Annotated in this window: 24 protein-coding genes; 11 read left to right on the top strand and 13 right to left on the bottom strand. The window is 75.1% G+C overall.

From position 1 onward, the window contains the following. Positions 1 to 145 precede the first annotated feature (145 nt). The 5 genes from ACWDCZ_RS12180 (at position 146) to ACWDCZ_RS12160 (ending at position 5,208) form a co-directional block, all read left to right on the top strand. Positions 146 to 2,551, top strand: a complete 2,406-nt coding sequence (locus ACWDCZ_RS12180) for an FHA domain-containing protein (RefSeq protein WP_449815886.1) — start codon at positions 146 to 148, stop codon at positions 2,549 to 2,551. Positions 2,552 to 2,569: 18 nt separating this feature from the next. After that, a complete protein-coding gene (locus tag ACWDCZ_RS12175; protein ID WP_449815885.1) occupies positions 2,570 to 3,145 on the top strand; it encodes a hypothetical protein in 576 nt (191 codons plus the stop codon). A gap of 116 nt (positions 3,146 to 3,261) precedes the next feature. Beyond that, positions 3,262 to 4,260 carry a serine/threonine-protein kinase gene (locus tag ACWDCZ_RS12170; RefSeq protein ID WP_449815912.1) on the top strand — a complete coding sequence of 333 codons (999 nt, stop codon included), beginning with the start codon at positions 3,262 to 3,264 and terminating at the stop codon, positions 4,258 to 4,260. Beyond that, a complete protein-coding gene (locus ACWDCZ_RS12165) occupies positions 4,257 to 4,631 on the top strand; it encodes a DUF1304 domain-containing protein (protein WP_449815884.1) in 375 nt (124 codons plus the stop codon). Before ACWDCZ_RS12170 ends, ACWDCZ_RS12165 begins: the two co-directional genes overlap by 4 nt. A gap of 79 nt (positions 4,632 to 4,710) precedes the next feature. Continuing rightward, positions 4,711 to 5,208, top strand: a complete 498-nt coding sequence (locus ACWDCZ_RS12160; protein WP_049660167.1) for a hypothetical protein — start codon at positions 4,711 to 4,713, stop codon at positions 5,206 to 5,208. A gap of 24 nt (positions 5,209 to 5,232) precedes the next feature. Here ACWDCZ_RS12160 and ACWDCZ_RS12155 read toward each other — a convergent pair whose 3' ends face one another. Then, positions 5,233 to 6,573, bottom strand: a complete 1,341-nt coding sequence (locus tag ACWDCZ_RS12155) for a streptophobe family protein (protein ID WP_449815883.1) — start codon at positions 6,571 to 6,573, stop codon at positions 5,233 to 5,235. 622 nt (positions 6,574 to 7,195) lie between these two features. Here ACWDCZ_RS12155 and ACWDCZ_RS12150 point away from each other — a divergent pair. Further along, the gene (locus tag ACWDCZ_RS12150; protein WP_449815882.1) at positions 7,196 to 8,491 is read left to right on the top strand and encodes a DUF6777 domain-containing protein; all 1,296 of its coding nucleotides are present in this window, start codon (positions 7,196 to 7,198) and stop codon (positions 8,489 to 8,491) included. Between the two features lie 56 nt (positions 8,492 to 8,547). Here ACWDCZ_RS12150 and ACWDCZ_RS12145 read toward each other — a convergent pair whose 3' ends face one another. Further along, on the bottom strand, positions 8,548 to 8,991 hold the full coding sequence (locus ACWDCZ_RS12145) for a winged helix-turn-helix transcriptional regulator (RefSeq protein WP_049658043.1): 444 nt from the start codon (positions 8,989 to 8,991) through the stop codon (positions 8,548 to 8,550). Positions 8,992 to 9,127: 136 nt separating this feature from the next. On the opposite strand from ACWDCZ_RS12145, the gene ACWDCZ_RS12140 reads away from it, so the two are divergent. Beyond that, entirely contained in the window at positions 9,128 to 10,393 is a 1,266-nt protein-coding gene (locus ACWDCZ_RS12140) for an MFS transporter (protein WP_449815881.1), read from the top strand. A gap of 27 nt (positions 10,394 to 10,420) precedes the next feature. Here the strand turns inward: ACWDCZ_RS12140 and ACWDCZ_RS12135 are convergent, their stop codons facing one another. Further along, entirely contained in the window at positions 10,421 to 10,855 is a 435-nt protein-coding gene (locus tag ACWDCZ_RS12135) for a DUF4259 domain-containing protein (RefSeq protein WP_449815880.1), read from the bottom strand. A gap of 121 nt (positions 10,856 to 10,976) precedes the next feature. Between ACWDCZ_RS12135 and ACWDCZ_RS12130 the strand changes: the two genes are divergently transcribed. Then, positions 10,977 to 11,786, top strand: a complete 810-nt coding sequence (locus tag ACWDCZ_RS12130; protein WP_449815879.1) for a nucleotidyltransferase domain-containing protein — start codon at positions 10,977 to 10,979, stop codon at positions 11,784 to 11,786. 221 nt (positions 11,787 to 12,007) lie between these two features. Here the strand turns inward: ACWDCZ_RS12130 and ACWDCZ_RS12125 are convergent, their stop codons facing one another. Both ACWDCZ_RS12125 and ACWDCZ_RS12120 read right to left on the bottom strand, forming a co-directional pair. Further along, positions 12,008 to 13,657 carry an LCP family protein gene (locus ACWDCZ_RS12125; RefSeq protein ID WP_449815878.1) on the bottom strand — a complete coding sequence of 550 codons (1,650 nt, stop codon included), beginning with the start codon at positions 13,655 to 13,657 and terminating at the stop codon, positions 12,008 to 12,010. Then, positions 13,650 to 14,273, bottom strand: a complete 624-nt coding sequence (locus tag ACWDCZ_RS12120) for a DUF6542 domain-containing protein (RefSeq protein WP_074004891.1) — start codon at positions 14,271 to 14,273, stop codon at positions 13,650 to 13,652. The genes ACWDCZ_RS12125 and ACWDCZ_RS12120 overlap by 8 nt, the downstream gene beginning before the upstream one ends. Positions 14,274 to 14,563: 290 nt before the next feature. Between ACWDCZ_RS12120 and ACWDCZ_RS12115 the strand changes: the two genes are divergently transcribed. Continuing rightward, the gene (locus ACWDCZ_RS12115; protein WP_049660325.1) at positions 14,564 to 14,770 is read left to right on the top strand and encodes an antitoxin; all 207 of its coding nucleotides are present in this window, start codon (positions 14,564 to 14,566) and stop codon (positions 14,768 to 14,770) included. Between the two features lie 71 nt (positions 14,771 to 14,841). Then, complete coding sequence (locus tag ACWDCZ_RS12110; protein ID WP_449815877.1) at positions 14,842 to 15,531, top strand: transglycosylase SLT domain-containing protein; 690 nt, start codon at positions 14,842 to 14,844, stop codon at positions 15,529 to 15,531. A 13-nt stretch (positions 15,532 to 15,544) separates the two neighbouring features. Here ACWDCZ_RS12110 and galE read toward each other — a convergent pair whose 3' ends face one another. The 4 genes from galE to ACWDCZ_RS12090 all read right to left on the bottom strand — a co-directional run bounded on the left by galE (position 15,545) and on the right by ACWDCZ_RS12090 (position 19,639). After that, positions 15,545 to 16,561 (bottom strand): UDP-glucose 4-epimerase GalE, encoded by a 1,017-nt coding sequence (gene galE, locus ACWDCZ_RS12105; RefSeq protein WP_449815876.1) that lies wholly within the window; start codon positions 16,559 to 16,561, stop codon positions 15,545 to 15,547. Positions 16,562 to 16,690: 129 nt separating this feature from the next. After that, positions 16,691 to 17,341, bottom strand: coding sequence for a hypothetical protein (locus ACWDCZ_RS12100; RefSeq protein WP_449815875.1), 651 nt, complete (start codon positions 17,339 to 17,341; stop codon positions 16,691 to 16,693). Between the two features lie 1,019 nt (positions 17,342 to 18,360). Further along, positions 18,361 to 18,822 (bottom strand): hypothetical protein, encoded by a 462-nt coding sequence (locus ACWDCZ_RS12095; protein ID WP_449815874.1) that lies wholly within the window; start codon positions 18,820 to 18,822, stop codon positions 18,361 to 18,363. A 52-nt stretch (positions 18,823 to 18,874) separates the two neighbouring features. Beyond that, positions 18,875 to 19,639: a sigma 54 modulation/S30EA ribosomal C-terminal domain-containing protein gene (locus tag ACWDCZ_RS12090; RefSeq protein WP_181970906.1), complete on the bottom strand. Its 765-nt coding sequence runs from the start codon at positions 19,637 to 19,639 to the stop codon at positions 18,875 to 18,877. Positions 19,640 to 19,980: 341 nt separating this feature from the next. Between ACWDCZ_RS12090 and ACWDCZ_RS12085 the strand changes: the two genes are divergently transcribed. Beyond that, entirely contained in the window at positions 19,981 to 22,473 is a 2,493-nt protein-coding gene (locus tag ACWDCZ_RS12085) for a cytochrome P450 (RefSeq protein WP_449815873.1), read from the top strand. A gap of 19 nt (positions 22,474 to 22,492) precedes the next feature. Here the strand turns inward: ACWDCZ_RS12085 and ACWDCZ_RS12080 are convergent, their stop codons facing one another. From ACWDCZ_RS12080 to ACWDCZ_RS12065, 4 genes are all read right to left on the bottom strand, one after another. Further along, positions 22,493 to 22,684 carry a DUF6126 family protein gene (locus ACWDCZ_RS12080; RefSeq protein WP_449815872.1) on the bottom strand — a complete coding sequence of 64 codons (192 nt, stop codon included), beginning with the start codon at positions 22,682 to 22,684 and terminating at the stop codon, positions 22,493 to 22,495. 43 nt (positions 22,685 to 22,727) lie between these two features. Continuing rightward, positions 22,728 to 23,069 (bottom strand): ArsR/SmtB family transcription factor, encoded by a 342-nt coding sequence (locus ACWDCZ_RS12075; RefSeq protein ID WP_049656769.1) that lies wholly within the window; start codon positions 23,067 to 23,069, stop codon positions 22,728 to 22,730. 250 nt (positions 23,070 to 23,319) lie between these two features. Continuing rightward, entirely contained in the window at positions 23,320 to 23,787 is a 468-nt protein-coding gene (locus ACWDCZ_RS12070) for a hypothetical protein (protein WP_449815871.1), read from the bottom strand. 301 nt (positions 23,788 to 24,088) lie between these two features. Then, positions 24,089 to 25,264 carry a glycoside hydrolase family 3 N-terminal domain-containing protein gene (locus ACWDCZ_RS12065; RefSeq protein WP_449815870.1) on the bottom strand — a complete coding sequence of 392 codons (1,176 nt, stop codon included), beginning with the start codon at positions 25,262 to 25,264 and terminating at the stop codon, positions 24,089 to 24,091. Between the last annotated feature and the right edge of the window lie 24 nt (positions 25,265 to 25,288).

The raw sequence follows: 25,288 nt of genomic DNA, 5'->3' as shown, positions 1-25,288 counted from the left end.
GACGCGCGGGCGCGTTCCGGCGGCGCGCGATCCGCGGGCACGCCGAACGATAGTGGCGCGCGGAGGCAGTGGTCCAGTCCAATCCCGCACTCCGGCAGGGCTCTTCGGCCGGTGCGGCGACAGCGACGGCGATAGAATGCGCAGCATGGGAGAGCGCCCCGGCGCACCCTCCGCGCCGCCCCTCGTCCTGGTCACCGGCACCGCGTCGCGGGTGATCGACCCGACCCGGGCCTACCACCTCGGCCGCGACCCGACCAGCGAGATCGTCCTGGACGACCCCCGGGTGTCCTGGCACCACGCGATCCTGCGCGCCACCGGAGGGCACTGGCTGCTGGAGGACGTCGACAGCACCAACGGCACGTACGACGAGGGCCGGCGGGTCAGCCGCGAGGAGGTCGGCCCGGGCACCCGGCTGCGCTTCGGCGACCCGGCCGACGGCCCGTCCGCGGCCTTCGCCGGCCTTCCGGCACCCACCGCGCACAAGCGGCCGTCGCTGGTCGCCCCGCACCTCTCCGGCACCTTCCGCCGTCCGAGCGCCGTCCACCGGCTGCTCGGCCGCACCGTCCGGATCGGCCGCTCGCGCGACAACGACCTGGTCCTGGACAACCTGGTGGTCTCCCGGTACCACGCCGAACTGCGCGCGCTGCCCGACGGCGGCCACGAGATCGTCGACCTGGACAGCCACAACGGCACCTACCTCAACGGCCGCCCCGTCCAGCGCGCCCCGGTCGGCCCGGCGGACATCGTCGGCATCGGCCACTCCGCGCTCTGCCTGGCCGACGGCCGGCTGGTCGAGTACACCGACACCGGCGAGGTCTCCCTGGACGTCCGGCACCTGGTGGTCCGGGTCGGCCCCGACCACCGGGTGCTGCTGGACGACGTCGGCTTCCCGCTCGCCGAGAAGGCGCTGCTCGCGGTGGCCGGGCCGAGCGGCGCGGGCAAGTCCACCCTGCTCAACGCGCTCACCGGGCTGCGCCCCGCCGACCAGGGCACGGTGCTGTACGACGGGCGCGACCTCTACCGCGACTACGCCGAGCTGCGCCGCCGGATCGGCCTGGTGCCGCAGGACGACATCCTGCACACCCAGCTCACCGTCCACCGCGCCCTGTCCTACGCCGCCGAGCTGCGCTTCCCCGGCGACACCGACCCGCACGAGCGGGAGGCCCGGGTCCGCGAGGTGATCCACGAACTGGGCCTGGACGGCCGCGCCGACCAGGTGATCGCCAGCCTCTCCGGCGGCCAGCGCAAACGGGTCAGCGTCGCGCTGGAGCTGCTCACCAAGCCGTCCCTGCTCTTCCTCGACGAGCCGACCTCCGGGCTGGACCCGGGCATGGAGCGCTCGGTGATGCGGATGCTGCGCGGGCTCGCCGACGACGGCCGGACGGTGGTCGTGGTGACGCACAGCGTGCTGAGCCTGAGCGTCTGCGACCGGCTGCTGGTGCTGGCCCCGGGCGGGCGGACGGCGTACTACGGGCCGCCCGGCGAGGCGCTGGGCTTCTTCGGCTACGAGGAGTGGCCGGAGGCCTTCGAGGCCTTCGAGGACGAGGACCACGACAGCTGGCAGCAGCGGTTCCGCGGCTCCCCGCAGTACGCGCGCTACGTGGCGGCCGAGGGCGGGCCGACGCCGTCGTCCCGTCCGCGCCCCCATCCGCACCCGACCCCGCACGAGCCCGCCGCGTCGGCCACGCCCGCCCTTCCCGCCGCTCCCGCCGCTCCCGTGATCGACTGGGACAAGCCGCAGGGCTGGTTCTCCCAACTGGGCACCCTGGTACGCCGGTACACCGCGGTGCTGGCCGCCGACCGGCTCTTCCTCACCATCATGGTGGTGCTGCCCTTCGTGATCGGCCTGATGCGCCGGGCGATGGCCGGCTCCCGGCTCTCCCCCGACAACGCCGTCAACTGCCTGCTCACGCTCTGCATCGGCGGTCTGCTCACCGGCGCCGCCAACTCGGTGCGCGAGCTGGTCAAGGAGCGCGCGATCTACCGGCGGGAGCGGGTGGTCGGGCTGTCCAGATCGGCCTACCTGGTCTCCAAGGTGGTGGTGCTCGGCACGGTCACGGTGGCCCAGGCCGCGGTGCTGACCGTGGTCGGCCTGGCCGGGGTGGACCTCTCCTTCGCGGTGCCGACCGGGGTGGTGATGCCGCAGCTGCCCGAACTGATCCTCGCGGTCGCGCTGCTCGCCTTCTCGGCGATGATGCTCGGCCTGGTGGTCTCGGCGCTGGTGGGCAAGGAGGAGGCCACCATGCCGCTGCTGGTGCTCCTCTCGGTGGTGCAGATCGTCTTCAGCGGCCTGATGCTCAAGCTGCACGGCGTCCCGGGGCTGGAGCAGTTCGCCTGGCTGGTCCCGTCCCGCTGGGGCCTGTCGGCGATGGCGCGCACCGTCGAGCTGCACGGCATCTTCCCGAACGCGATCACCGCCGACCCGATGTTCCGGCACCAGCGCTCCGGCTGGCTGGTGGGCATCGCGCTGCTGCCCGCGCTCTCGCTGCTGTACGGCCTGGTGGTGCTGGCCCTGCTGCGGCGGCACGAGCCGAGCATCATGCGGCGCTAGCGGAAGGGCGACCGCCGCATGGACGAGTTCGCGTTCCGCCCCACCCACGTCGCCCCGCCGGACGGGATGGCCTCCTGGGCGGCACCCGACCCGGCCCGGCCCGACGCCCGGCTCGACGCGCTGCTGCCGCTGCAGCTGCTCGACCGCCGGGGCGACTGGGCGCGGATCCTCTGCTCCAACGGCTGGACCGCCTGGGTGGACGGCCGCCTGCTGGTCGCGCTGCCGCAGCCACCGCCCGCCGCCGGCGGCCCGCCCGCGCGGACCGCCGACCCGCGGCCGGCGCTCGCCGAGGCCGGGGGCGCACTCGACCGCTACCGCGCCCTGCTGGAGGACCTCGCCGGCGGCGCCCTCGACCTGGGGGCCTTCCGGGAGCGCACCCGGGGCCTGCGGATCGGCCTGGTGGTGGACGGCGAGGCGGTCTGGCTGTTCGACCCGGTGCACGACCGCTGGTGCTACGGCGACGGGCTCCAGCTCCAGACGTACGCGGCCACCGACCGGCCCAGCCCCTCGCCCGCGCCGTCGCCCGCGCCCGCGCCCTCGCACGGCCCGTCCGCGGAGGGCCCGTCCGCCCCCACCCGGACCGGTGAGCCGTGACCTCCGCCGAGCGCGACGGCGTCGAGCGGCCGTCCGCCGCACGCGAGGCCGCCAAGCGGGACGCCCCCGAGCGGGACGCCACCGAGTGGGACGCCACCGAGTGGGACGCCACCGGTCTGCCCGCCGGGCTGGTCGGGCGGCGGGTCGCCGGCTACCGGCTGGAGAACGAGATCGGGCGCGGCGGCATGGCCGTGGTCTACCGGGCCAAGGACCTGCGGCTCGGCCGGACCGTCGCGGTCAAGCTGCTCGCCCCCGAGCTGGCCCGCAACGAGGTGTTCCGGCAGCGGTTCATGCACGAGTCGGAGGCCGCCGCCGCGATCGACCACCCGCACATCATCCCGGTGTTCGAGGCGGGCGAGCAGGACGGCATCCTGTACCTCGCGATGCGCTACGTGGAGGGCGGCGACCTGCGCGCCCTGATCAACCGCTCCGGCCCGTTCCCGGTCGGGCGGGCCGTCCGGTTCGCCCTCCAGATCGCCTCGGCACTGGACGCCGCGCACGACCACGGCCTGGTGCACCGGGACGTCAAACCGGGCAACGTACTGGTCGCCGCCGGGACGGACAGCGAGCACCCCGAGCACCTGTACCTGGCGGACTTCGGCCTGACCAAGAAGTCCCTCTCGCTCAGCGGGCTGACCACCGTCGGCCAGATCGTCGGCACGCTCGACTACGCGGCGCCCGAGCAGATCTCCGGCAGGCCGCTGGACGGGCGCTGCGACCAGTACGGCCTCGGCTGCGTGGTCTTCGAGATGCTCGCGGGCGCCCCGCCGTTCCGCCGGGAGAGCGACCTCGCGCTGCTCTGGGCGCACCTCAACGACCCGCCGCCCGCACTGCGCGACCACCGGCCCGACCTGCCGGCCGCCGTCGGGGCGGTGGTCGCCCGGGCGCTGGCCAAGACGCCCGGGGAGCGGTACCCGAACTGCCTGGACTTCGTCGCCGAGCTGCGCGCGGCGAGCACCGCCGCCGCGCCGGAACCGTGGCGCGCCGACGGGCCGCCCACCCGGGTCGTCCCCGCGCTCGCCCCCGACCCGCCCCAGGTGCCCGGGCCGCCCGCCTGGGCCGCACCGGTCGTCCACCCGCCGCCGTCCCCGCCCGCAGGGAGCCGTCCGTCATGAACGCCGTGAGCCAGGTCTTCGCCGTGGTCGCCGCGGCGATCCACCTGATCGTCTGGCCGCTGGAGAGCTTCCTGTACGGGCACCCGCGGGTGCGCCGCGTGCTGACCGGCAGCACGGCGGACGCCCCGGAGGTCCGGCTGTGGCGCGTCAACATGGGCTTCTACAACCTCTTCCTGGCCCTCGGCCTGGTCGCCGGCCTGGTCCTGCTGCACACCGGACACCCGGGGGCCGGGCGGGCGGTGGTGCTCTACGTCGCCGCGTTCATGGTCGCGGGCGGGATCACCCTGTTCACCTCGGAACCGAAGCTGTGGCGCGGTGCACTCGGCCAGGCCGTCCCGGCGGCGATCATCCTTCTGACGGAGTCTTTCTGACGTTTCATCACCATCTCTTCAGGTGTACGGCTAAACTCCGCCTACCCCGCGACGGTCGCGGAGGCTGGGGGTGGCAGCGGTGGCGAAGATCCCGATCACCGACCGGTACGTCGTCGGCCTCGGCTGTCGGGTGAGCGTCCAGCAGGGCCTCACCTCGACGAAGGTCAGCTGGAGCGTCGCACACCTGCCGGAGGGCGGCTCGCCCCGGCCCACCGGCGGGAACAAGGAGATCGGCGTCATCTGCCCGCGCTGCCGGCGTTCCTTCTCCGTCCGGGTGGAGACCGCCACCAGGGCGCGGGTCAAGCGGCTGGTCCACCGGACGGTGGGCTGGCTGCTGGTGCTCTCGCTGCTGGCCCTCGTCCCGATGCTGGTCCAGCTGGGCGGCCGGACCGTCGAGGAGGGCGACGACCAGGCCGTCGACAACATCGGCCTGCTCTTCACGCTGGCCGCCGCGGGCGTGGTCGTCGGACCGTCGCTGCTGCTCAGTGCGGGCATCCACGACGGCATCGGGAAACTCCGGCTCATCCGGGCCGACGGCCGCAAGACCATGTGGGTGCGGGGCCACCGGCTGTTCTGAGCCGGGCCACGCCAGCCGCGCCCGTCACCCGGCGTCCGCCGGTACCTCGCCGCGGTGCCGCACCCGGGTGGCGAGCAGGGCACCGAGCGCGCCGGTCAGCAGCCCCCAGCCCGCCGCGAGCGGCACCGCCGTCCAGAGCACCGGGCGCAGGGTGAGGCTCCCGCCGCCCAGCCCGGCCAGCGGGTTGCCGCCGCCGAGCACAGCGCCCAGCAGGTCGCCCAGGCCGCCCTGGCCGAGGCCGACACCGAGCACGGAGAGCCCGTAGTCGGCGTCCACCCGGGTCCACAGGCCCACCAGCAGCACGGTGACGGCGGTGGCGAGCGCGAACCGGACGGCGTGCCGCCAGAGCCGGACGGTGCGCGGCGCGCGGCGGGCCGCCAGGAAGGCGGCGGCGAGCAGCAGGACGGCGGCCAGCGGCAGCAGCCACCAGCTGCGGGCGTCCTGCTCCGCGAGGGTGCCGAGGTCGATGGTCGCCGGCCCGCCCCCGGGGGTGCGCAGCACCGCGCTGAGCGGCTTGGGGACGGGCAGGCCGAGACCGCCGACCAGCCGCCCGTGCCACGTGGCGCCGAGCCCGACGCCGAAGGCCAGCCAGACCAGGTCGGGCAGCGCGAGCAGCACCACGGCCAGGGTCTGCCGGGGATTCCCGTGCACGACCGCGGTCAGCACCCCGGCCACCGCACCGATCGCCAGGTACGCCAGCAGGACCAGCCAGAGCGCGAACGCGGGCGGGCGGACGGCGAGTTGGTAGCGCACCAGGGCGGGCGGCAGCGGGGCCCGCCGGGACACCGCGAAGGTGACCGCGAACACCACCAGCAGCCAGGCCAGCCCGATGCCCACGGTGGTCGGGCCGTCCGCGCGGAAGCCGACCTCCGGGGTCAGCCCGAGCGCGCCGCCGATCGACTGGGCCAGGTCGCCGCCGAGCGGGACGACGAAGCCGTGCCGGGCGCCGAGGGTGAGCAGCACCAGGGCGAGCACCCAGAGCAGCAGCGTCCGGCCGATCCGCCCGAGCAGCTCACCGCCGCCCGCGACCGCGCGGAAGCGCAGCTGGCGCAGGAACACCTCGGCCATCGCGACCGCGCCGACCACCGAGACGCTCAGCGGCATCGCGCTGATCCCGGCCCCGACCGCCGCGAAGTCCCCGGCGCCGCCGTCGAGTTCGACGGTGCCGCCGACGGCGAGCGCGAGCGTCGCCGCCAGCACGGCGGGAAAGCCGCCGTCCGGGAGGTCGTCGGCGCCGGCCAGCCAGAGACCGAGCGCGGCCACCGCCGCCATCGCGACCAGCCCGGCCAGCACCACGGCGAGCGCGTCCAGCCAGCCGCGTACGGCGCCGGGCGGGCCCGCGGCCCGGGTGGTGGGCTGCTGCATGCCGCCTCCTCGTCGCTCGCGGGGTGCACAGGGGTCCGGCCCGGGCGCGGCGCGATCGATCTCTGATCTACGCCCGATCTACGCCCGATCGGCTCCCGGCCGGGTTCCGGCCGGGTTTCCAGGGTGGCCGACGGTCGGCGGGCACGCTCGGCGACGCCCCGGCACCTGCTGTTGCGGCGAACGGGGCAACGGGGGAGAAAGGGAAGCCACTGGCAGGAGCCTCCCGAGCCGGCCCCGGTCGGCCGACCGCCTGCGAAACGGAGCCTCGATGACCACCCAACCGCCTCCGTCCGGCCTGCCCGGCCCGCCTGGTGAGCCTCCGCACGGTCCGCCGTCCGGTCCCCCGTCCGGGCCGTTGGCCGGTCGACCGTCCGGCGGCGGTACGGCCGGTTCGCCGTCCGTGCCCCCTCCGCCCTCGGGCCCGTCCGGGGCCGCCGGGGCGGGTGGCGCCGGGAGTGCGAGTGGTCCCGGCGGCGCGAGCGGACCGGGCGGGCCGACCGGACCGGGCGGCGCAGGCGGGCCCGGCGGGCCGTCGTCCGGCGGGCCCGGACGCGGGGCGCGCACGCCGTGGTGGCGCTCCGGGAAGGGACTGGCGCTGGCGGCGGGCACGGTGGCGGTGGCCGTGGTGGCCACCGTGCTGATCGTCAACAACCAGGGCGGCAACCACCCGGCCGTGCCGACCGCGAACGAGGTCGCCCTGCAGGCCCCGGCCGATCCCGGGCCGGACCCGTTCACCCCGTCGGTGGAGACCCAGGGGGTGAGCGCCCCCGCACCCGGCTCCGCCGTCCCGACCCCCGCCCCGACCGTCACCCCGACGGCGCAGCACCCGGGCGGCGCCTCGTCCCGGAGCGGTTCGCCGACCGCGCTCCACAGCGTCGAGGGCAGCTCGGCCGGGCTGTACGCCGGGTCGATGGGCAAGCCGAGCTGCGACACCGAGCGCCTGGTCGGGATGCTCTCGACCGGGGACACCGGGCGCGCCTGGGCCTCCGCCGCCGGCATCGCGCAGGCCGACGTCCCCGGCTACCTGCGCTCGCTGACCTCCGCCTACCTGCGGGTGGACACCCGGGTGACCAACCACACCTACAAGAGCGGCGCGGTGGTCGAGTACCAGTCCGCACTGCAGGCGGGCACCGCCGTCCTGGTGGACGCCCAGGGCGTGCCCCGGGTGCGCTGCTCCTGCGGCAATCCGCTGAAGCCGCCGACGCTGGTGAGCAACGCGAGGTATACCGGGAAGGCCTGGGCGGGCTTCCAGCCGTCCACGCTGATCATCGTGGTGCCGGCAGCCCGACCGGTGACCGAGATCATCCTGGTGAACGTCGAGACCGGCGGGTGGTTCTCCCGGATGACCGGGCGGGTCGAGGTCGTGGACCGACCGGCCGAGCCGCCGAAGGGACCCCTGGTGCCCGGCATCCCGCCGCCGGGCCCGTGGACGCCGTCCACACCCTCGGCCACCTCCTCGACCTCCCCCGGTACGACGTCCCCCGGCACGACCTCGCCCGGTGCAACGTCGCCGGGTGCAACATCGCCGGGCACGACCCCACCCGGCACGACCTCGCCCGGCACGCCGACGAGTTCGGGTGCCATCCCCTCAGGCTCCACAAGCGCCGGAGTCACCTCCTCGGGCCCGACGACCCCCGGAGCCACGTCCCCGACCAGCTCGGGTCAGCCGCCGGGGACGGCCACGACGACCAGCACCCCGCCCCCGTCCACGGTGACCACCGGCGCACCGACTCAGACACAGACGCCGACACCGATCACCAGGACGCCCTCCCCCGCGACGACGACCTCCGCCGCCACGACGGCAACCGGGACCACGGCGACCACCACCACCGCCCAGGCGCCGACCGCGACCTGCGCGAGCACCGCGCCGTCCACCCTGCCGCCCTGCCCGACCGCGAGCACCGCCACGCCGAGCTGACCCGGCGCACGCCCCACTGCCATCGACCCTCACCCGGCCGGTGGCAGCGGCGCGCCTCAGGGCAGCAGCACCTTCGCGTCCTCGGGCCCGAGCACCCGGCCGTCCGCCGAGCGCACCTCGACCGGCGCGACGGGCGCACCGGACTCGCGGTCCACCAGACGCGCCCGGGGCTCGCCCTCCTCGAAGAACCACTGGTCGCCCCACTGCCGCAGCGCCGTGATCACCGGGAACAGCGCACGGCCCTTCTCGGTGAGCACGTACTCCTGGTACGGGCTGCCGTCGGCGGCCGGCGCGAGTTCGAACACGCCGTTGGCGACCAGGCCGGCCAGGCGGGAGGACAGGATGTTCTTGGCCAGGCCGAGGTTCTTCTGGAACTGCCCGAAGCGGCGCAGTCCGTCGAAGGCGTCACGGACGATCAGCAGCGTCCAGCCGTCGCCGACGACGTCGAGCGGACGGGCGACCGGGCAGGCCGATTCCTCGTGCGTGGTGCGTTTCGGCACTTCTCCCACCTCTCAGCTCTCACCGGTCGGCGCCCAGCGTACCGATCAGAGCATGGTTGCTTATTAAAACCAGAGTATGCCATGGTGTCGCGGTAGCACTTTGAAACCACCATGCCCCTTCGAGGGAGTCCCGCCCATGACCTCACCCGCCCGCGCGTCCGCCGAGGACCCGACCGCCGCCGACCCGACCGCCGCCGCCCTGGCCGAAGCCCCGGCCGACACCCCCACCGGGGCCCCGCCGCGTGGCCTGTCACCGGCCGTCGCCTGGCTGCTCTCCGTCGCCTGCGGCCTCGCCGTGGCCAACGTCTACTACTCGCAGCCACTGCTCGACCTGATCGCCCGGGACTACGGCATCGCCCCGGCGACCATCGGCCTGGTCGGCACCCTCACCCAGACGGGCTACGCCCTCGGTCTGCTCCTGCTCGTGCCGCTCGGCGACCACGTCAACCGCCGCACCCTGATCACCTCCCAGCTCGGCCTGTCCGTCCTCGCCCTCCTCGCCGTCGCACTCGCCCCCTCCGCTCCGCTGCTGCTCCTCGCGATGGCCGCCGTCGGCGTCCTCGCCGTCGTCGCCCAGGTGGTCGTCGCCTACTCCACCCAACTCGCCGCCCCGGGCGACCAGGGGCGGGTGGTCGGCACCGTGACCAGCGGCATCGTGGTCGGCATCCTGCTCGCCCGCACCGTCGCCGGGACCATCGGCGACCTGGCCGGCTGGCGCGCCGTCTACGTCGTCTCCGCCGTCGCCACCGCCGCCATGGCCCTCGCCGTCGCGGCCGCCGTCCCGTCCGAGCGGCACCGGGCGGCCGAGCGGATCGGCTACCCGCGGCTGGTCGGCTCGGTGTTCACGCTCTTCGCCCAGGAGCGCGTGCTCCGGGTCCGGGCCGTCCTCGCGCTGCTCGGCTTCACCTCCGTCACCGTGCTGCTCACCCCGATGGTGCTCCCGCTCGCCGCGCCTCCCTTCGACCTCAGCCACACCCAGATCGGGCTCTTCGGCCTGGCCGGCGCCGCCGGAGCGCTCGGCGCCGGGTACGCCGGCCGCCAGGCCGACCGCGGCCGGGCCGAACGCACCGCCGGCATCGGCCTGCTGGCCATGCTGGTCGGCTGGCTCCCGGCTGCGCTGCTGCCGCACTCGGTCTGGTGGCTGGTGCTCGCCATGGTGGTGATCGACTACGGCCTGCAGTCCGTCCACGTCGCCAACCAGCACCTCCTCTACCAGGTCCGCCCGGAGGCGCAGAGCCGCCTGACCGCCGGCTACATGCTGCTCTACTCCGCCGGGTGCGGCGCGGGCGCGATCCTGTCCACCGTCGTCTACGACCACGGCGGCTGGACGGCCGTCTGCCTGCTCGGCGCCGCCACCAGCCTCACCGCGCTCGGCTACTGGTGGACGGCGGCCCGCCGCTGACGGCCGGTCGGCCATCGGCCCCGCCGCCTACGCGTCCGCCACCGCCGCCTCCGCCGCCGACGCCGCGGCGAGGACCTCCCGCAGCGTCCGTATGCCCTCGCGCCAGGCCGCCGCCTCCCCCGACTCGTCCCACAGCTCCGCGAGCTCCGACTCCTCCGCGACCACCCGGTCGAGCGCCGCCACCGCGAGCGGGCGCAGCTCGGCGGAGAGCGGCGGGACCGGCTCCTTGGGCCCGTAGGCGCTGGTCACCGCCGCCCCACCCGGGCACTGCGCCGCCACCAGCGCGGCGGCGGCGACCGCCTCCACCGCCTCGTCCGAGTCCAGGAACTCCTCCGCCCGGACGGCGTACAGCAGCGCCGACCGGAGCAGCGCCTCCCGCTCGCCCGGCGCCGCGTCGTCCAGTCCGCCGCAGAAGTCCGCCGCCGAGTCGTTGTCGAAGTGCCCGATGTCCCAGGTGCCCATGCCGATCCCCTCACGCCGTTCGTGTTCGTGTGCGACGGATGCTTGCACACGGCACTGACAATCGGCCGGGCCGAGGGATATTCGCTGGTCAGGGCCGACCGCGGTGGGGCAGAGTGCCCCCATGACCACGATTCAGGGGCTGGACCGGGACGGGTACATCGCACGGGAGGGCTCGCTCGACCGCGTGCCGCCGGCGTTCGCGCCGGTGGTCGTCGCGGCCCGGGAGCGGATCGCCGCGGCCTTCGCCCCCGACCGGCTGCACAGCGCCTACCTCTACGGCAGCCTCCCGCGCGGCACCGCCACCCCCGGCGTCTCCGACCTCGACCTGCTGCTCGCCCTGCGCCACGAACCCACCGCCGCGGACCGGGCGGAGGCCGACGCCCTCGAGGCCGCGCTCGACGGGGAGTTCGCGCAGGTGAACGGGGTCGGCGTGGTGCTGGCCGGCACGGACACCCTGCTGAGCGAGCTCGAACGCCACGACCTCGGCTGGTTCGTCGCCTGCCTCTGCACCCCGCTGCTCGGCGAGGACCTCGCCGCCCGGCTCCCCCGCTACCGCCCCACCTCGCTGCTCGCCCGGGAGACCAACGGCGACCTGGCCCTGGTCCTCCCGCTCTGGCACGAGCGCCTGGCCGCCGCCACCACGGAGGCCGAACTGCGCGGCCTCAGCCGCGCCGTCTCCCGCCGCCTCGTCCGCACCTGCCTCACCCTGGTCATGCCCCGCTGGGGCGGCTGGACCAGCGACCTCGCCGCCTCCGCCGAGATATTCGCCGGCTACTACCCCGAGCGCGCCGCCCAAGCGCGCCTGGCCGCCGCCCTCGCCCGCGGCCGCTCCCCCGACCGGGCCGCCCTCACCGTGCTCGTCGACGACCTGGGCCCCTGGCTCGCCGCCGAGTACGCCGCCGTCCACGGCGTGAAGGCACCGCGCCCGTGACGGCGCCGCGCCCGTGACGGCGCCGCGCCCGTGACGGAACCGCACCCGGACGGCCGGCCCTACGGTCCGGACCACCGGTGCGTCCCGCTCCCGCCGGCCCACGGCATGCTCGTCCCGGACGTCGTCCGCGGGCGGATCGGGTACGTCGAGGTCCTCGACCCGGCGGCCGCTCCGGGACACCAGTCCCGGCCGGGGCTGAACTCCCCGCCGCCGCAGGGGCTTCAGTCCACGCACGGGATCCCGCCCGCCTTCACCGCCGGCCCCTGCATCGGCAGCCCCGCCGCCGAGTCGGCGGAGGTCTCACCCGGCGCGGCCGACGGCACGGCCGTCGGGCTCGGGGTACGGGAGACGGCGAGGGTGAGCAGGACGCGTCCCGCGGGGATCCCCGACGAGAAGACCGCGTTCACCCCGTAGCGGGCGGCGAGGCGCTGCGCCTCGGCCTTGGCCCCGGCTCCGTACCCGACTGCGGTGGCCCGGGTCCTGGCCGGGGCGTCGCCGATCCGGCCCGTCTGGTAGCCGAGTTCGGCCAGCGCCCGGGACTCGTTGGCCGCCGCCCCCGCCCCCGCGACCGCGTTGATGTCGACCACCGCCTTGGGCGTCGCGCTCGGCGTCGGGGTCGCGGAGGGCGACGGGGCCGGATCGCCCGGCGCGTCCCCGGACGGCGCGACGGGCACGACGGCGGGGACGGCCGGCGCCGGCTCGTGCTTGAAGAGCTGCCGGACGATCTTCCTGATCAGGTCCGGGTTGACGGTGTTGACCTCCTGCCCGCCGACCGTCTTGAAGCCGCTGATCGGCAGGGTGTTGAACTCCACGTTGCCGCCGGTCAGGTTGGGCGCCTGCTGGGCGAAGTCGAGGATGTTCCACTCGTTGTCGATGACCACGTCCTTCTTCACCACCGCGAACAGCTTCTGCATCTGCCCGAGGTCGTTCAGGATGCCCTGCTGCTTGAGCCGGTACTCGACGGAGGAGAGGAACGCCTGCTGCCGGTGGGTGCGGTCGAGGTCGCCGTTGGTGAGGTGGTGGCGCTGGCGGACGAAGGAGAGCGCCTGCGCGGCGTCGAGGGAGCTGATCCCGGCCGGGAGCTTGAGGCCGGTGCCGCCGCCCTCGTGGGTGGCGGTCCGGGCGATGATCGGGTCGTCCACGGGGTGGTTGAGGCAGACCTGGACCGGCTCGACCGCCTTGGCGATGTCGTAGAAGCCGATCAGGTTCACCTCCGCGAAGTGGTCGATCGGGACGTCCAGGAAGCTCTGCACGGTCCGGATGGTGGCCGAGCGGCCGGCCTCGCGGCTCTGCCGTTCCAGCGCCGCCTTGGAGAGCCCCTTGCCCGCCAGCTTCTGCTCGGCGGCCTCCTTGGCGATGCCGTACGCCTCCTTGATCTTGTGCATCTTCCCGTCCGCGCCGACGGTCTGCACGTAGTCGTCGCGCGGGACGGAGAGCGCGGTGACCTTGCCGCCGTTGGCCGGGATGTGCAGCACGATCAGGGCGTTGGTGTTGTACCCGCCGATCTCGCTGGAGCCGGCGTGCAGTTCGTCCTCCACGAACTGCCGGGGCAGGTCGTTGCCGTCCATGTCCTTGCGGCTGTCCAGGCCGATCAGCAGCAGGTTGACGGACTTGTCGAGGTGCGGCGGGGCGTTCTTCCTGGCCTCGCTCAGCGCGGTGGACTTGATCATGCCGTCGTCCAGGCTGCGGTACTCGTACCAGGTGAAGCCGCTGGCGCCGAGCACCGCGACCGAGACGGTACAGGCCAGGGTGCGCCCGGCGACGGTCAGCGGGGCGGCGGCGCGGCGCGGGTCGTAGCCGCGCCGGCCGCGCGGACCGCGCTGCCCGTGTTGGCCGCGGCCGCCGGTACGGCTGTTGCCGCGCTCAGCCACGGCGGCCCCTTCCGGCCGGGACAGCCGTCCTGCCGGTCCGCCGGCGCTCCGGCACCGCCCGGCGGCGGGCCGCCGTGACACGGACCGCGACCACGACGAGCGCCACCGCCACGGCCGCGGCCATCACCGGGAACGCCCCGACCACCCAGCGCAGCGCGCCGGTGCCGAGGTTCCTCCCCTGGTACTTCCCGGGGTGCGCCAGGTACTCGACGCCCGAGGCGGTGAGCAGCACCACGACCGGAGCGGCCGTCACCACCCACCACCTGCCGGTGCGGCTGCAGAGCAGCGCCGCGGCCGCCGTCCCGAGCACCGAGCCCACCGCGAACAGGAGGCCGACGCCCGGCCCGTCGAGTTCGTCCGCGACCGCTCCGAGCAGCGGCAGCCCGACCGCCGAGAACGCGGCCGCCGTCCCGCCGCGCCGGCGCGCCTGCTGCCTGCGGCGGGCCGCCCCGGGGCGCGGCGACCGGACCTGCCGGGGCGCCGCGGTGTCCGCGCGCCTCCCGGGGGCGCCTGCGGCTCCCGCACCGGCCGGCCAGGAGCGCTGGGCGGGCAGGGCGCGGTCCTCGGTGCGGGGCCCCGCGTCCTGGTACGGCGTTCTCGCCCGCTGACCGGCCATGCGCACTTCCCTCGATCGTTGCGGCTGCGGCGGCGCGATCGCACCACCGCGCGTGCCGGGACGCCGTCGGTCCTGCCGGGGCCCTGGCGGCGCCCTGGTGACGTCCTGGTGGGGACCAAGCCTCTACATTGCTGTAGAGGTTGGGCTGGAGCATACAAAACCCATTTCAGCAAAGTCATCCGCTGCCACCCGGCAGCGACCGACCGCCTGGTGGACCGTCGTTAGGATGGTCATGATCCCCGCCACGTCGGCACACCATCAGGAACGCATCAGAGGAGCAGAGCGTCACCATGTTTGAGAGTCTGAAGAACCTCGCGGGCAAGGCCACCGACCTCGCCCGTGACCACGGCGACGTGATCGGGCAGGGCCTGGACAAGGTCGGCGACGCGATCGACGACCGCACGGACGGCAAGTACAGCGGGCAGATCGACACCGGCGTCGAGAAGGCGAAGGACTTCCTGCGCAACCTCGACGGCGACCAGAAGCCCGCCGAGTAACCTGCCGCAGGACACGATCGGCCGCACGACGGTCGAACGACCGCACGGGCGAACGGGGAGGGGCGGCAGCGGTGAGCGAGGAGAAGAAGGGGCCGGGCTGGGGGCAGTGGCTGGTGCTCACCGTCGCGGTCGTGGTCGGGCTGGGCCTCCTGCGCGGCAACGACCACGAAGGCGCGGCCTCCGCCGACCCCTCCCCGACCGCCGCCGCCCCGTCCGTCCCCGGGTCCGGCGGCGCGCCGTCGGCCGGCGGCTCCGCGAAGCCCTCGAAGCCCTCGGGCCGCTACGACCCGGCCGACTACGCGGAGCCGGTCCGCCGGTACGCCACCGAGGCCGGGGTCGACCCGCAGCTGCTGATGGCGATCCTCTACAACGAGTCGTACAAGCCGCACGACCCCGAACTCGAACGGGCCTGGCAGCGCGGCAAACCGGACGCCTCCTTCGGCATCGCCAACATGCACCGGGCCGCCTTCGACGACACCAAGCCCGGCCGCCCCTTCGCCTCCCGCCAGTGGGAGGAGCTCCCGGACGACCGGGACCTGGCCGTCCAGGCGGCCGCCTGGCACCTGCACGACCTCGCCGCCCAACTTCCCGCGCGCCCGGGCGTGTCGCTCAGCCGGGACGAACTGGTCGCCCTCGGCTACAACGCGGGCGCGGGCAACATGCTGGCCTTCGCCCGGGGCGTCAAGATCGGCTCCCAGGCGCAGTCCTACCTCGACCGCCTGCGGGACAACTGGTCGAAGTCCGGCGAGGCCGTGAAGTAGCGCCTCCGGGCGGTCAGCTGACGGCGATCCGGGCGGACCAGACCCTCCGCCAGGCCAGCGCGTCGGCGACCCCCTCGGCGATGCCGCGCCGCGGCTGCCAGCCGAGCAGGTCCCGCGCGGTGTCCACGACGGCGTAGCAGCCGATCACGTCCCCGGGCCGCGGCCCGGCCTCCCGCACCTCGAGGCTGGCGCCGACGGCCTGCTCGAAGGCGGCGATCAGCTCCCGCACGGTGGTCCCGTCGCCGGTGCCGACGTTGATCACCCGGTAGCGGTCCGCCACGCCCGGCGCGATCACCTCGTCGAACCGGAGCAGCGCCGCGACGTGCGCCTCGGCGAGGTCCTGGACGTGGACGTAGTCGCGGATGCCGGAGCCGTCGCGGGTCGCCCAGTCGATGCCGGTCACGGTGAACGGGGTGCCGGTGGTGTGCGCCTCGATCAGCTTGCCGAGGGCGTGGGTGGGCCGGAGGTCCTGGAGGCCGGTGCGCAGCTGCGGGTCGGCGCCGATCGGGTTGAAGTAGCGCAGGGCGATGACGCGTTGGCGCTCGGCACCCTCGCCCCGGGTCCAGTCCTGGAGGACCTGCTCCATCATCTGCTTGGTGCGCGCGTACGGGCTGCCGGCGTCGACCGGGCTGCTCTCGTCGACCCGGGCGTCGGGGGTGGGGGCGTAGATCGAGGCGGAGCTGCTGAAGACGACCCGGGTGCAGCCGTGGCGCTGGAGGGCGTCCAGGAGTTCGACCGTCTTGGCGACGTTCTCCCGGTAGTAGTACAGCGGCTTGGCCACGGACTCCGGTACGACGATCTTCGCGGCGCAGTGCACGGTGGCGTCGATGTCGGGGTGCTCGGCGAAGATCCGGTCGAGCAGGGCCGCGTCGGCGATGTCGCCCCGGTAGAAGAGCCGGTCCGCGACGAACTCGGTCCGCCCCCGGGAGAGGTCGTCCAGCACGACCGGGGTGATCCCCCGGTCGAGCAGGGCGGAGGCGACGGTGCTGCCGATGAATCCCGCGCCGCCGGTGATCAGGACCTTCTTCATGCGCGAGCGCTCCCTTGCGGTCGTCCGGGCGCCCAGTGGCGCCCGGTGACCGAAAGGGACGTCGGTTCGCACCCGGCCGGTTCCACGACGGGGCCGCTCCCCCGGAACGGCCGGCCGTCGCCGGGCGGCTCAGCCGCGGTGGCGGCGCAGCCAGAGGCCGGTGGCGACCAGGACGACGGCCGCGCAGGCGGTGCCGATGGCCGCCCAGGCGGTGGCGTCGGAGGTGGTCGCGTGGACGCGGCCGGGCGCGGCCTCCCGGGCGGAGACGGGGGCCGCGGTGGTCCCCGTCCCGGCGGTGGTCCCCCGGAGCGGGGCGGGGGTCACCTCGGCGGAGCGTGGCGAGCCGTCCCCCGGCTGGGCCTCGGCGAGCGGCGGGCCCCCCGTCCCCGCGGGCGCCGGGTCGGTGACCACCGCGGTGTCGATGTCGAGCTCGCCCTCGCCGTGCCCGGGGGCGGGGGAAGAGCAGTCCACCGTCACCCGCCAGTGCCCGACGGGCAGGATCTCCCGGGTGGTGTACGTCCCGGGACGGCCGGGGGCGGTGACCAGGCGCCAGGGGCCGACGGCGCGCCCGTCGGTGGCCGTCGCGGAGAGCGTGCCGGCGAACTCCCCGGTCACCGGGTCGTGGTCGTTCTCCCAGGTGGCGACGGTGCTGACGCGACCGTTCTGCTGGCCGGTGACGTCCAGGTGGACGCTCTCGCCGTGGGCGGCGGCGGGTGCGGCGGCGGCGAGCAGGGCCGCCGCGGCGAGGGCGAGGGCGCTGAGGTGGGGGCGGGTTCGCATACGGGAGGGTCCTCGGGGCGGTGTGGGGGCAGGGACGCTGGGAACGGCCGGCGCCGGGAACGGCCCGCCACTGGGTGGGCGGCGGCCGGTCCCGGCGCGACGGACCTTCGGGCCTGCGGGTCTTGGGGCCCGCGGGCGTCGGCGGCTCGGGTCGGAGGGTTCGGCCGGCGTACGGGCCGACCGGTTTTACGGGCTCACAGGAACAGCCTTACCCCGTTCGGCACACGAGGACTTCAGCAACGAACAGTTCTGGTAAGAGAGGCCGCCGTTCGACTGCGGAGACTCCGGCCGCCGCCCGCGTCGAGGGTGAACCCGCCTCCGTCAGCGGCGAGTTGACACGTCCGCGCGGCCGCTTCGGGGTGCGGCAGCCGGGCGGTGCGCCGGACCGGGGCCGCCGTGCCGCCAAGCACGGCGCGGCGGCCCGGGTCGGCGGAATTCGGCGTGATCTGACTGATGGCCGCCTCGGGAGCCGGTCCTCCCCGGGGTCGGGGGCGGGGCCGGGGGCGGGGCCGCGGCGACCAGGGCGCCCTGCGGGTGGGCCGGCGGCGTCGGCGCGGCCCGCTGCTCCGGTATCCCATCGCGTTCCTCTCCTCGCGCGACGGCCCGTGCCCCTGCGACGGAGGGGCTCGGGCCTTCCGACACTCCGGAGAGCGGGAGGGGCGAGCGGGAATAACAGAAACCTCTTGCGAAAATCCCCGGGCCGTTCGATCGAGTGGCGGCCGGGGACGCCGAACCGGCCCTGGGCGCAAGGCGCAACCGCGCAGGACGGAGCCGGGGAGCGAACAGGGGCGGAGCCGGGGAGCGCGAGCAGGGGGGCGGGCGCTCCCCGGCAGGAGGTGGTGGCGGCCACCCGGCCGGAGTCCCGGGGCGTGCGACTCCGTCGGCCGTGACGGAATGCTAGACCCGTCGGCAGGTGCTGACCAGTGCTCTGACCAGCGGATTTTCCGCCCCGGACATGCCATTGCCAGCCAAGCTGCGACGCACCGTCAGATCCGACGTACCGTCACATCGCCGGACGGTCAGGCCGCGGCCTTCACCGGCTCCGCACCGAAGGCCGCCGCGCCCGCCCAGGGCCGTACCGCCGCCGTCGCGCCGGTGCCGCAGCCCCCGTGCAGCCTGGCCAGCCCGGCCGCCAGGACGACCCGGTCCCCGCTGAGCCAGAGCCGCAGGGCCGCCGAGAGCGCGGCGCTGGCCGGCCCGGCCGCGGGGCCGCCGGTCCGCACCAGCCGCTCGCCGAGCAGCGGCAGCAGGTCCGCGACCGCCGCGGGCAGCCAGAGCGTGAGCGCGAACGGCGCCGGTCTGGCCAGAACGCGTAGCAGCGGCAGGACGCAGGCGTCGTCGTGCAGCGCGGGGATGACCTCCAGCAGCCCGTCCACCGCCACGTCGGAGACGTCGCCGCCGTGCCCGCGCGCGAGGTCGCGCAGCAGCGCGCGCTCGGCGGCGGTGATCCGGACGGTCAGCATGACCTCGTCGCAGTCCATGGTCCCGGCCCCTGTCGTGGAGAGTTGGTGGTGTGGTCGTCGGGTCGTGGTGTCAGTCCTGTGCCGACAGGGTTCCTGCCCCGATCCGGCCCTCCGATACCGGCGCTATCAGGCCGTAGTGGCCGTCGAAGCGGCGGTAGAGCACCCGGGCCCGGTGGTCGCCGGGGTCGGTCCAGCCGACGAACGGGCGGCCGGTGAGCCAGAGCCGGCGGGCCGCCTCGGCGAGGTCGAGCGGGGGCATCGCGCTGGTGCCCGCGGCGCACAGCTCCACCGTGCCGCCCGGCGTGCAGCGGTGCACCAGGCCGTCCCGTCCGGTCGCGGCGTCCGCGAAGAGGTGGAACCGCCGGTCGAGGGCGAGCAGTTCGAGCACGGCCTGTTCGGGGCCGCGGCGGGCGAGCACGACCGCCTTGTGCCGGGCGATCCGCCGCTGGGCGAGCGGACGGTCGGCGAACTGCGGGCGGTAGGCGCTCTCGTACGCGACGGCGAAGCCGATGTCGCCCTGCTCGCGCAGCCGGACGGCCCGGCCGGCCAGTGTGCCGAGCACCAGGTCGACGGACTCCCGCGCGGTGCCGGTGGCCAGCTGCACCCGGACCGGGCCGACGCCCGCCAGCTCGACGTCCGCCTGGGCCAGCGCGGGCCGGGTCACCGAGCGGTTTCGCGAGCGGGTCAGCCGCAGTCGCAGCGCGTGGGTGTCGGGGCCGAGCGCCGCGGCGGTGGCCAGTGCCCGGGCCCGGGCGTACTCGGCCTCCTCGCGGGGCAGCTCACCGCGGATCTCCACCCGGACGTCGAGGGCCGGCCGGTGGCGCAGACGGGTCATCAGGTTCCTCCTTCTTCGCATCCATGCTGTCCCTCGTACGCCCGTGCGGCGAGGGTCCAAAGACCCTGCCCCGCGGGCGAGCCGCCGACCGCCCGGAGGGCCGCATCGGCGCAGGTCAACACCGGGTTTCGAGCACGCACGAAAGGGTCGATCCACTCGGCCGTTGGAGTGATCCCCGCACATTCGGCGCAACGCTCGGGAAACCGGCGCGTTTGTTCAACGTGCGCCCTCCCGCCGGGGGCGCGCGCGGGGCCCGCGCTGGGCGGACCCCCGGCTCCCGGCCGGCCCGCCGCTGCCACCCGGCATCGCCCGCACCGGCCCCTCTGGTGAGAGGTAGTGTCATGTCCCTGCTGACCGAGACGCGGAAGCTGATCGTCCCCCCGAGAACCGCACCCGGCCCGTCCCCGCTGGCCCGCGCCGCCGTCCCGCCGCTGGCCCCCGGCGCCCTGCCCGGCCTCGGGCACGCCGGCGCCCTGCTGCGCGACCCGCTCCGCTTCCTCGGTTCGCTCTCCCGCCACGGCGGGGTGGTCCGCATCCGCCTCGGCCCGCGCACCGTCTGCGTGGTCACCGACGCCCGGCTGGTCCACACCCTGCTCGTCGCGCTGGCCCACGACTGCCCGCGCGGCGCCGTCCAGGACACCCTCAAGACGGCCTTCGGCGACGGCCTGCTGATGTCCGAGGGCCAGGCCCACCGGGACCGCCGCCGGATCATCCAGCCGGCCTTCGGCCCGGACCGGATGGGCGAGTACCTGGCCGTGATGCAGCAGGTCACCGAGGAGCGGGCCGGACGCTGGCGCCCCGGGCAGGTCCTCGACGTGGCCAAGGAGATGAACCACCTGGCGCTGGAGATCGTCACCCGCACGCTGTTCGACGCCCGGCTCAGCGAGGACGCCACCGTCGCCTTCCACCGGGCGCTGCCGGACCTGGTGAAGGGCCAGATCGTCCAGTCCCTCTACCCGAGCCCGGCGCTCGCCCGGCTGCCGCTGCCCGTCAACCGGCGCTTCGACGACGCCGTCCGGGTGCTCAACCGGGTGGTCGACCAGGCCGTCAACGGCCGCGCCGCGGGCGCCGAGGAGGGCCGCCGCACCCTGCCCGCCCTGCTGCGCGCCGCGACCGACCCGGCCAGCGGGTGCCCGCTCACCGAGGCCGACGTGCGGTCCGAGGCGATCGCCATGTTCGGCGCGGGCACCGAGACCGTCTCCACCACGCTCACCTGGCTGCTGGACGAGCTGCTGCGCCACCCCGAGGTGGAGGCCCGGATCCTCGCCGAGCTGGACGAGCACCTGCCCGCGGGCACCGTCCCCACCCTCGAGGCGCTGGCCCGGCTCACGTACACCCGCAGCGTCACCCAGGAGGTGGTGCGGCTGCACGCGCCGAACGCCTTCCTGATGCGCACCGCCCGGGTTCCGGTCGATCTGGGCCCGTACCGCGTCCCGGCCGGCACCGAGCTGCTGTACAGCCTCACCGCGCTGCACCGCGACCCGCTGCGCTACCCCGAGCCCATGAGCTTCCGGCCCGAGCGCTGGCAGGACGCCGGCGGCACCGGACGGCCGTCCTTCCTGCCGTTCGGTGCGGGCAAGCACAAGTGCATCGGCGAGGCCTTCGCCTGGGCGGAGCTGACCGTCGCGGCCGCGGCGATCCTGCGGCGCTGGCGGCCGGTGGCGGTGCCGGGCGCCCGGGCCCGCGAGGTGGTGTGGACGACGGTCCAGGCGCACGGCCTGCGGGTGCGGCTCGCGCCGCGCGGCGCGCGCTCCCCACGCAGGAGCTCCACCGCGGCCTCCCGCGAGGGTGATACCGGCTCCTCACCGGGGGACACAGTGCCCTCCTCCCCCGGTGAGCCGCCGTCGGGCCGGTGCCCGTTCACCGGCGCCGCCCGTGCGACCGCCCCCGCCGACCCGGCCGCCCCGGCGGACCTCCGGTCGCGTGCCGACCTGCTCCTCTCCGCCGACCGGCACGCCGACTGGGCGGTCCGCCGCGGCCTGCTCACCCCGGCGGAGCTGCCCCGCTACCGGGGGTACGCGCTGCACGAGCTGATCGGCTACGCCTATCCCCGCGCCCGGGGCACCGAACTCGACCTCCTGGTGGACATGCTGGGCTGGTTCACCATCCTGGACGACCGGTTCGACGGCCCGCCCGGCCGCCACCCCGTCCAGGCCCGCGCCGTGGTCGACCCGCTGATCGCGGTCCTCGACGGCGCCTGCGGCGGGAGCCCTTCCGAAAGTCGACTACTGCTCTCCTGGAGGGAGTTGTGGGAGCGCCAGACCGCCTCGATGTCCCCCGAGTGGCGCGCCCGGGCGGCCCGGGAATGGCGGGCCTGCCTGGCCACCTTCCCCGCCGAGGCCGACCACCGCGCCAACGGCACCGTGCCCGCCCTCGGCCTCGACCTGACGGACACCATGTGGCTGCGCCGGCACGGCAGTTGCCTCTACCCGTTCATGAACATAATGGAACGGGTCCACGGCACCGACGCCCCGGCCGCGCTGCACGCGGAACCCGCGCTGCACCAGTTGCGCGCCAACACCGCCGACGCCGCCACGCTGATCAACGACCTCTACTCGCTGAAGCGCGAGGAGCGGCAGGGCGGGACGGCGTTCAACACCGTGCTCACCCTCGAGCGGGCCCACGGCTGCACCCGCGACCGGGCGGTCCACGCGGTGCGCACCCGGGTGGCGCAGCTTCAGCAGGAGAGCGAGGAGCTGCGCCGCGACCTGCTGCGCCGCCACCCGGCCGGGCGCTGGTACCTGGACGGCACCCGGGAGCTGGTCGCCGGCGTGCAGGCCTGGACCAGCACCAGCCACCGCTACCGCGTGCGGGACCGGGAGGCGCGCCAGTGAGCGGCCCGGTCCGGGAGCGCTACTTCCGGCCGCCGAGCGCGAACAGCAGCAGCACGAAACCGGCGAACAGGTGGGTGGCGAAGATGTAGATGCCCGCGCGGATCAGCATCGCCTTGCGGCGCCGCTTCTCCTCGCTCGTACCGTCCCCGCCCGTACCGCTCCCACTGGTACTGCCCTCGCTCACGCTGTCGTCGCTCGTGCTGACGCTCATGGTGGTGCTTCTCCTCGGATCGGGCGGACGGGCCGGGCGCGGCTCAGCGGGGCCGACCGCCGGGGGCGCGCAGCTCGGTGAGCAGCGCGCCCTGGTCGGTGATCAGCTCGGTCAGGATCCGGCGGGCCGCGCGCAGCAGTTCGGCGACGTCCGGGGTGCTGAGCGCGTACACCACGGTGTTGCCCTCACGGGTCGCCGTGACCAGCTGGGTGCGGCGCAGCACCGCGAGCTGCTGGGAGAGGTTGGACGGCTCGACCTCGATCTCCGCCAGCAGCTCGCGCACCGGCCGGGGGCCGTCCTGGAGCAGTTCCAGGACCCGGATCCGTACGGGGTGGCCGAGGGTGCGGAAGAACTCCGCCTTGGCCTGGTACAGCGGCACCGGCATCGTCCGCGCTCTCCCTCGGGTCCGGCTGGATGGTCGTCCGGCCGGGCGGGGATCTCCGCCGCGGCCGGTAGGCATCATCGCGACAGATGAAGATTTCTTCAAGTCGTCACCGCGCGCAGCCGGGGTGCGCCGGGATCCGGAAGGCCCCGACCGGACGCTCCGCCGGGCGGTCGCGATCGGGTCGGGGCATGCGAAAGCCGAGCCCGGGACGCTGCCAACTCCCGGGCTCGGCAGTCATGGTGATGAGCCGTCAGCAGACTACAGGCACATCGACCGTGGCCGGGACCTGCCCGCTCCAGAAGCCCTCGACGTCGAAGGAGACGTGCACGGTGGACCCGCACGGCACCGTGCTGGAGACGCCGTCGACCCGCACGGTGGAGACCTGGAACACGGTGCGGCCGTTCACGGTGCCGAGCGAGGCCCCGCCGGTCACGTTGGCCGACAGGTGGGTCACCAGCTCCTTCGGCGCCGGCGGCCACGGGGTGCCCGGGGACGGCGGGCCGGCCAGGCCGATCTTCCCGTAGACCGCGACGCTGTCACCCGTCACGTCGGCGCAGGCGTAGGTGGCCAGGCCGGCCTGCAGGCTGGAGTAGCCGCAGGTGGTGACGGTGGCGGTGGTGGTGGCGGCGGCCGGGGTCGCGGCGATGGCCGGGACGGGGGCGGCGAGCAGGGTGACGGCGCCGGCGGCGATCCAGGTGGCGCGACTCATGCGGTTCATCGGTGCCTCCTCCTTCGGAGGGTATGAGGACGGACTGGGAACAGGTGACGTGGTACATATGACATTTCATAGGCCCACGACAGAAACTTTGACATGCGATTCCTCGGCCATGAGGCGGATTTACCCTCGGAAGTCAGGTGTCGACCGAAACTGAACCTTCGATGGCGCAATCAGCGCTGGACAGTCGAACGGGCGCCCCCGTCCAGGGGACGCCCGCGTGGAGCCCGGGTGAACCGTTTCCGAACGCCCCCGGAGCCGCCTTCGAAGCCGCCGCCGAAGCCACTGCCGAGCCGCCGCCGGCTCAGCCCAGCGAGCCGCGCAGGGCGTCGACCCGGGCCACCGCCTCGCTGAAGGCGTGCCGGTCCAGGCGGCCGTCGTCCAGGGCGGCGGCCAGCGCCTCGGTGGCCTCCTCGCCCTGCCGGGGGTCCCGCCCGGAGCAGAGCATCAGGTCCATCCCGGCCGCCGCGGCGGCCAGCGCGCGGTCACCGGGGCCGCCGTACGGGGCCAGCGCGTCGGCCTCCATGGCATCGGTGACGGTCACACCGTCGAAGCCGAGCCGACCGCGCAGCTCGCCCTGGATGATCGCGTGCGAGAACCCGGCCGGGTGGTCCGGGTCCAGCGCCGGGTAGATCGCCCAGGAGGCCATCACCAGGCGCACGCCCGCCGCGATGGCCGCCCGGTACGGGGCCTCGCCGCGGGCGCGGAGCTGCGACAGCGGGATGTTCAGGGTGACCGGGCTCTCGTCGGTGTTCGCGCCCCGGGGCGCGGCGCCGAGACCGGGGAAGTGCTTGGCGGTCGCGGCCACGCCGAGGCCCTGCTGGGCGGTGAGGAAGGCGCTGCCCAACTCCGCCACCTTGGCCGGGTCCTGGCCGAAGGAGCGCTCGGAGTGGTCGATGAAGTTGTCCGGCGTGTCGTAGACGTCGAGCACCGGGGCGAGGTTGAGGTTCAGCCCGGCGTCGGTGAGGGTCCGGGCGGCGCCGGCCCCGGACTCCGCCGCCGCGGCGACCGGGTTCGCCGCCAACCCGACGCGGCGGGCGGAGAGTTCGGGTGCACCGGGCAGCCGGCGGACCTTGCCGCCCTCCTGGTCGGTCATCAGCAGCAGCGGGCGCGGATGCGGCGCCTCGGCGGCGGCCTGCTTCAACTCGGCTATGGCCTCGGCGAGTTGCTCCGGGCTGGTGATGTTCTCACCGAACAGGATCACCCCGGCGGCCCGGCCCTCCCGGATCGCCTGGAGCGTCGTGGCCGACGGTATCGGGCCCGGGTACGACAGCACGACCCGCCGCCCGGCGAGCACCCGGGAGTCCTCCTGCGCCAGGCCGGCCATCGCCGCGGTCCTCTCGTCCGGTGCGCCCGGGACTCCCGGAGCGCTCGGGGCACCGCGCGGCGGGGCGGGCGAGCCGAGCGGCACCGGCCCGAGCGCGGCCCCCATGACGGCCAGCACCACCCCGAACTGGGCGACACTTCGGAACAGGGCCATCACGCCTCCCGGTCGACAGGTGAC

It is taken from the genome of Kitasatospora sp. NPDC001225 (assembly GCF_053597855.1).
Note: the sequence above shows the minus strand (reverse complement) of the source record. Positions and strands in the feature narration are given on the sequence as shown.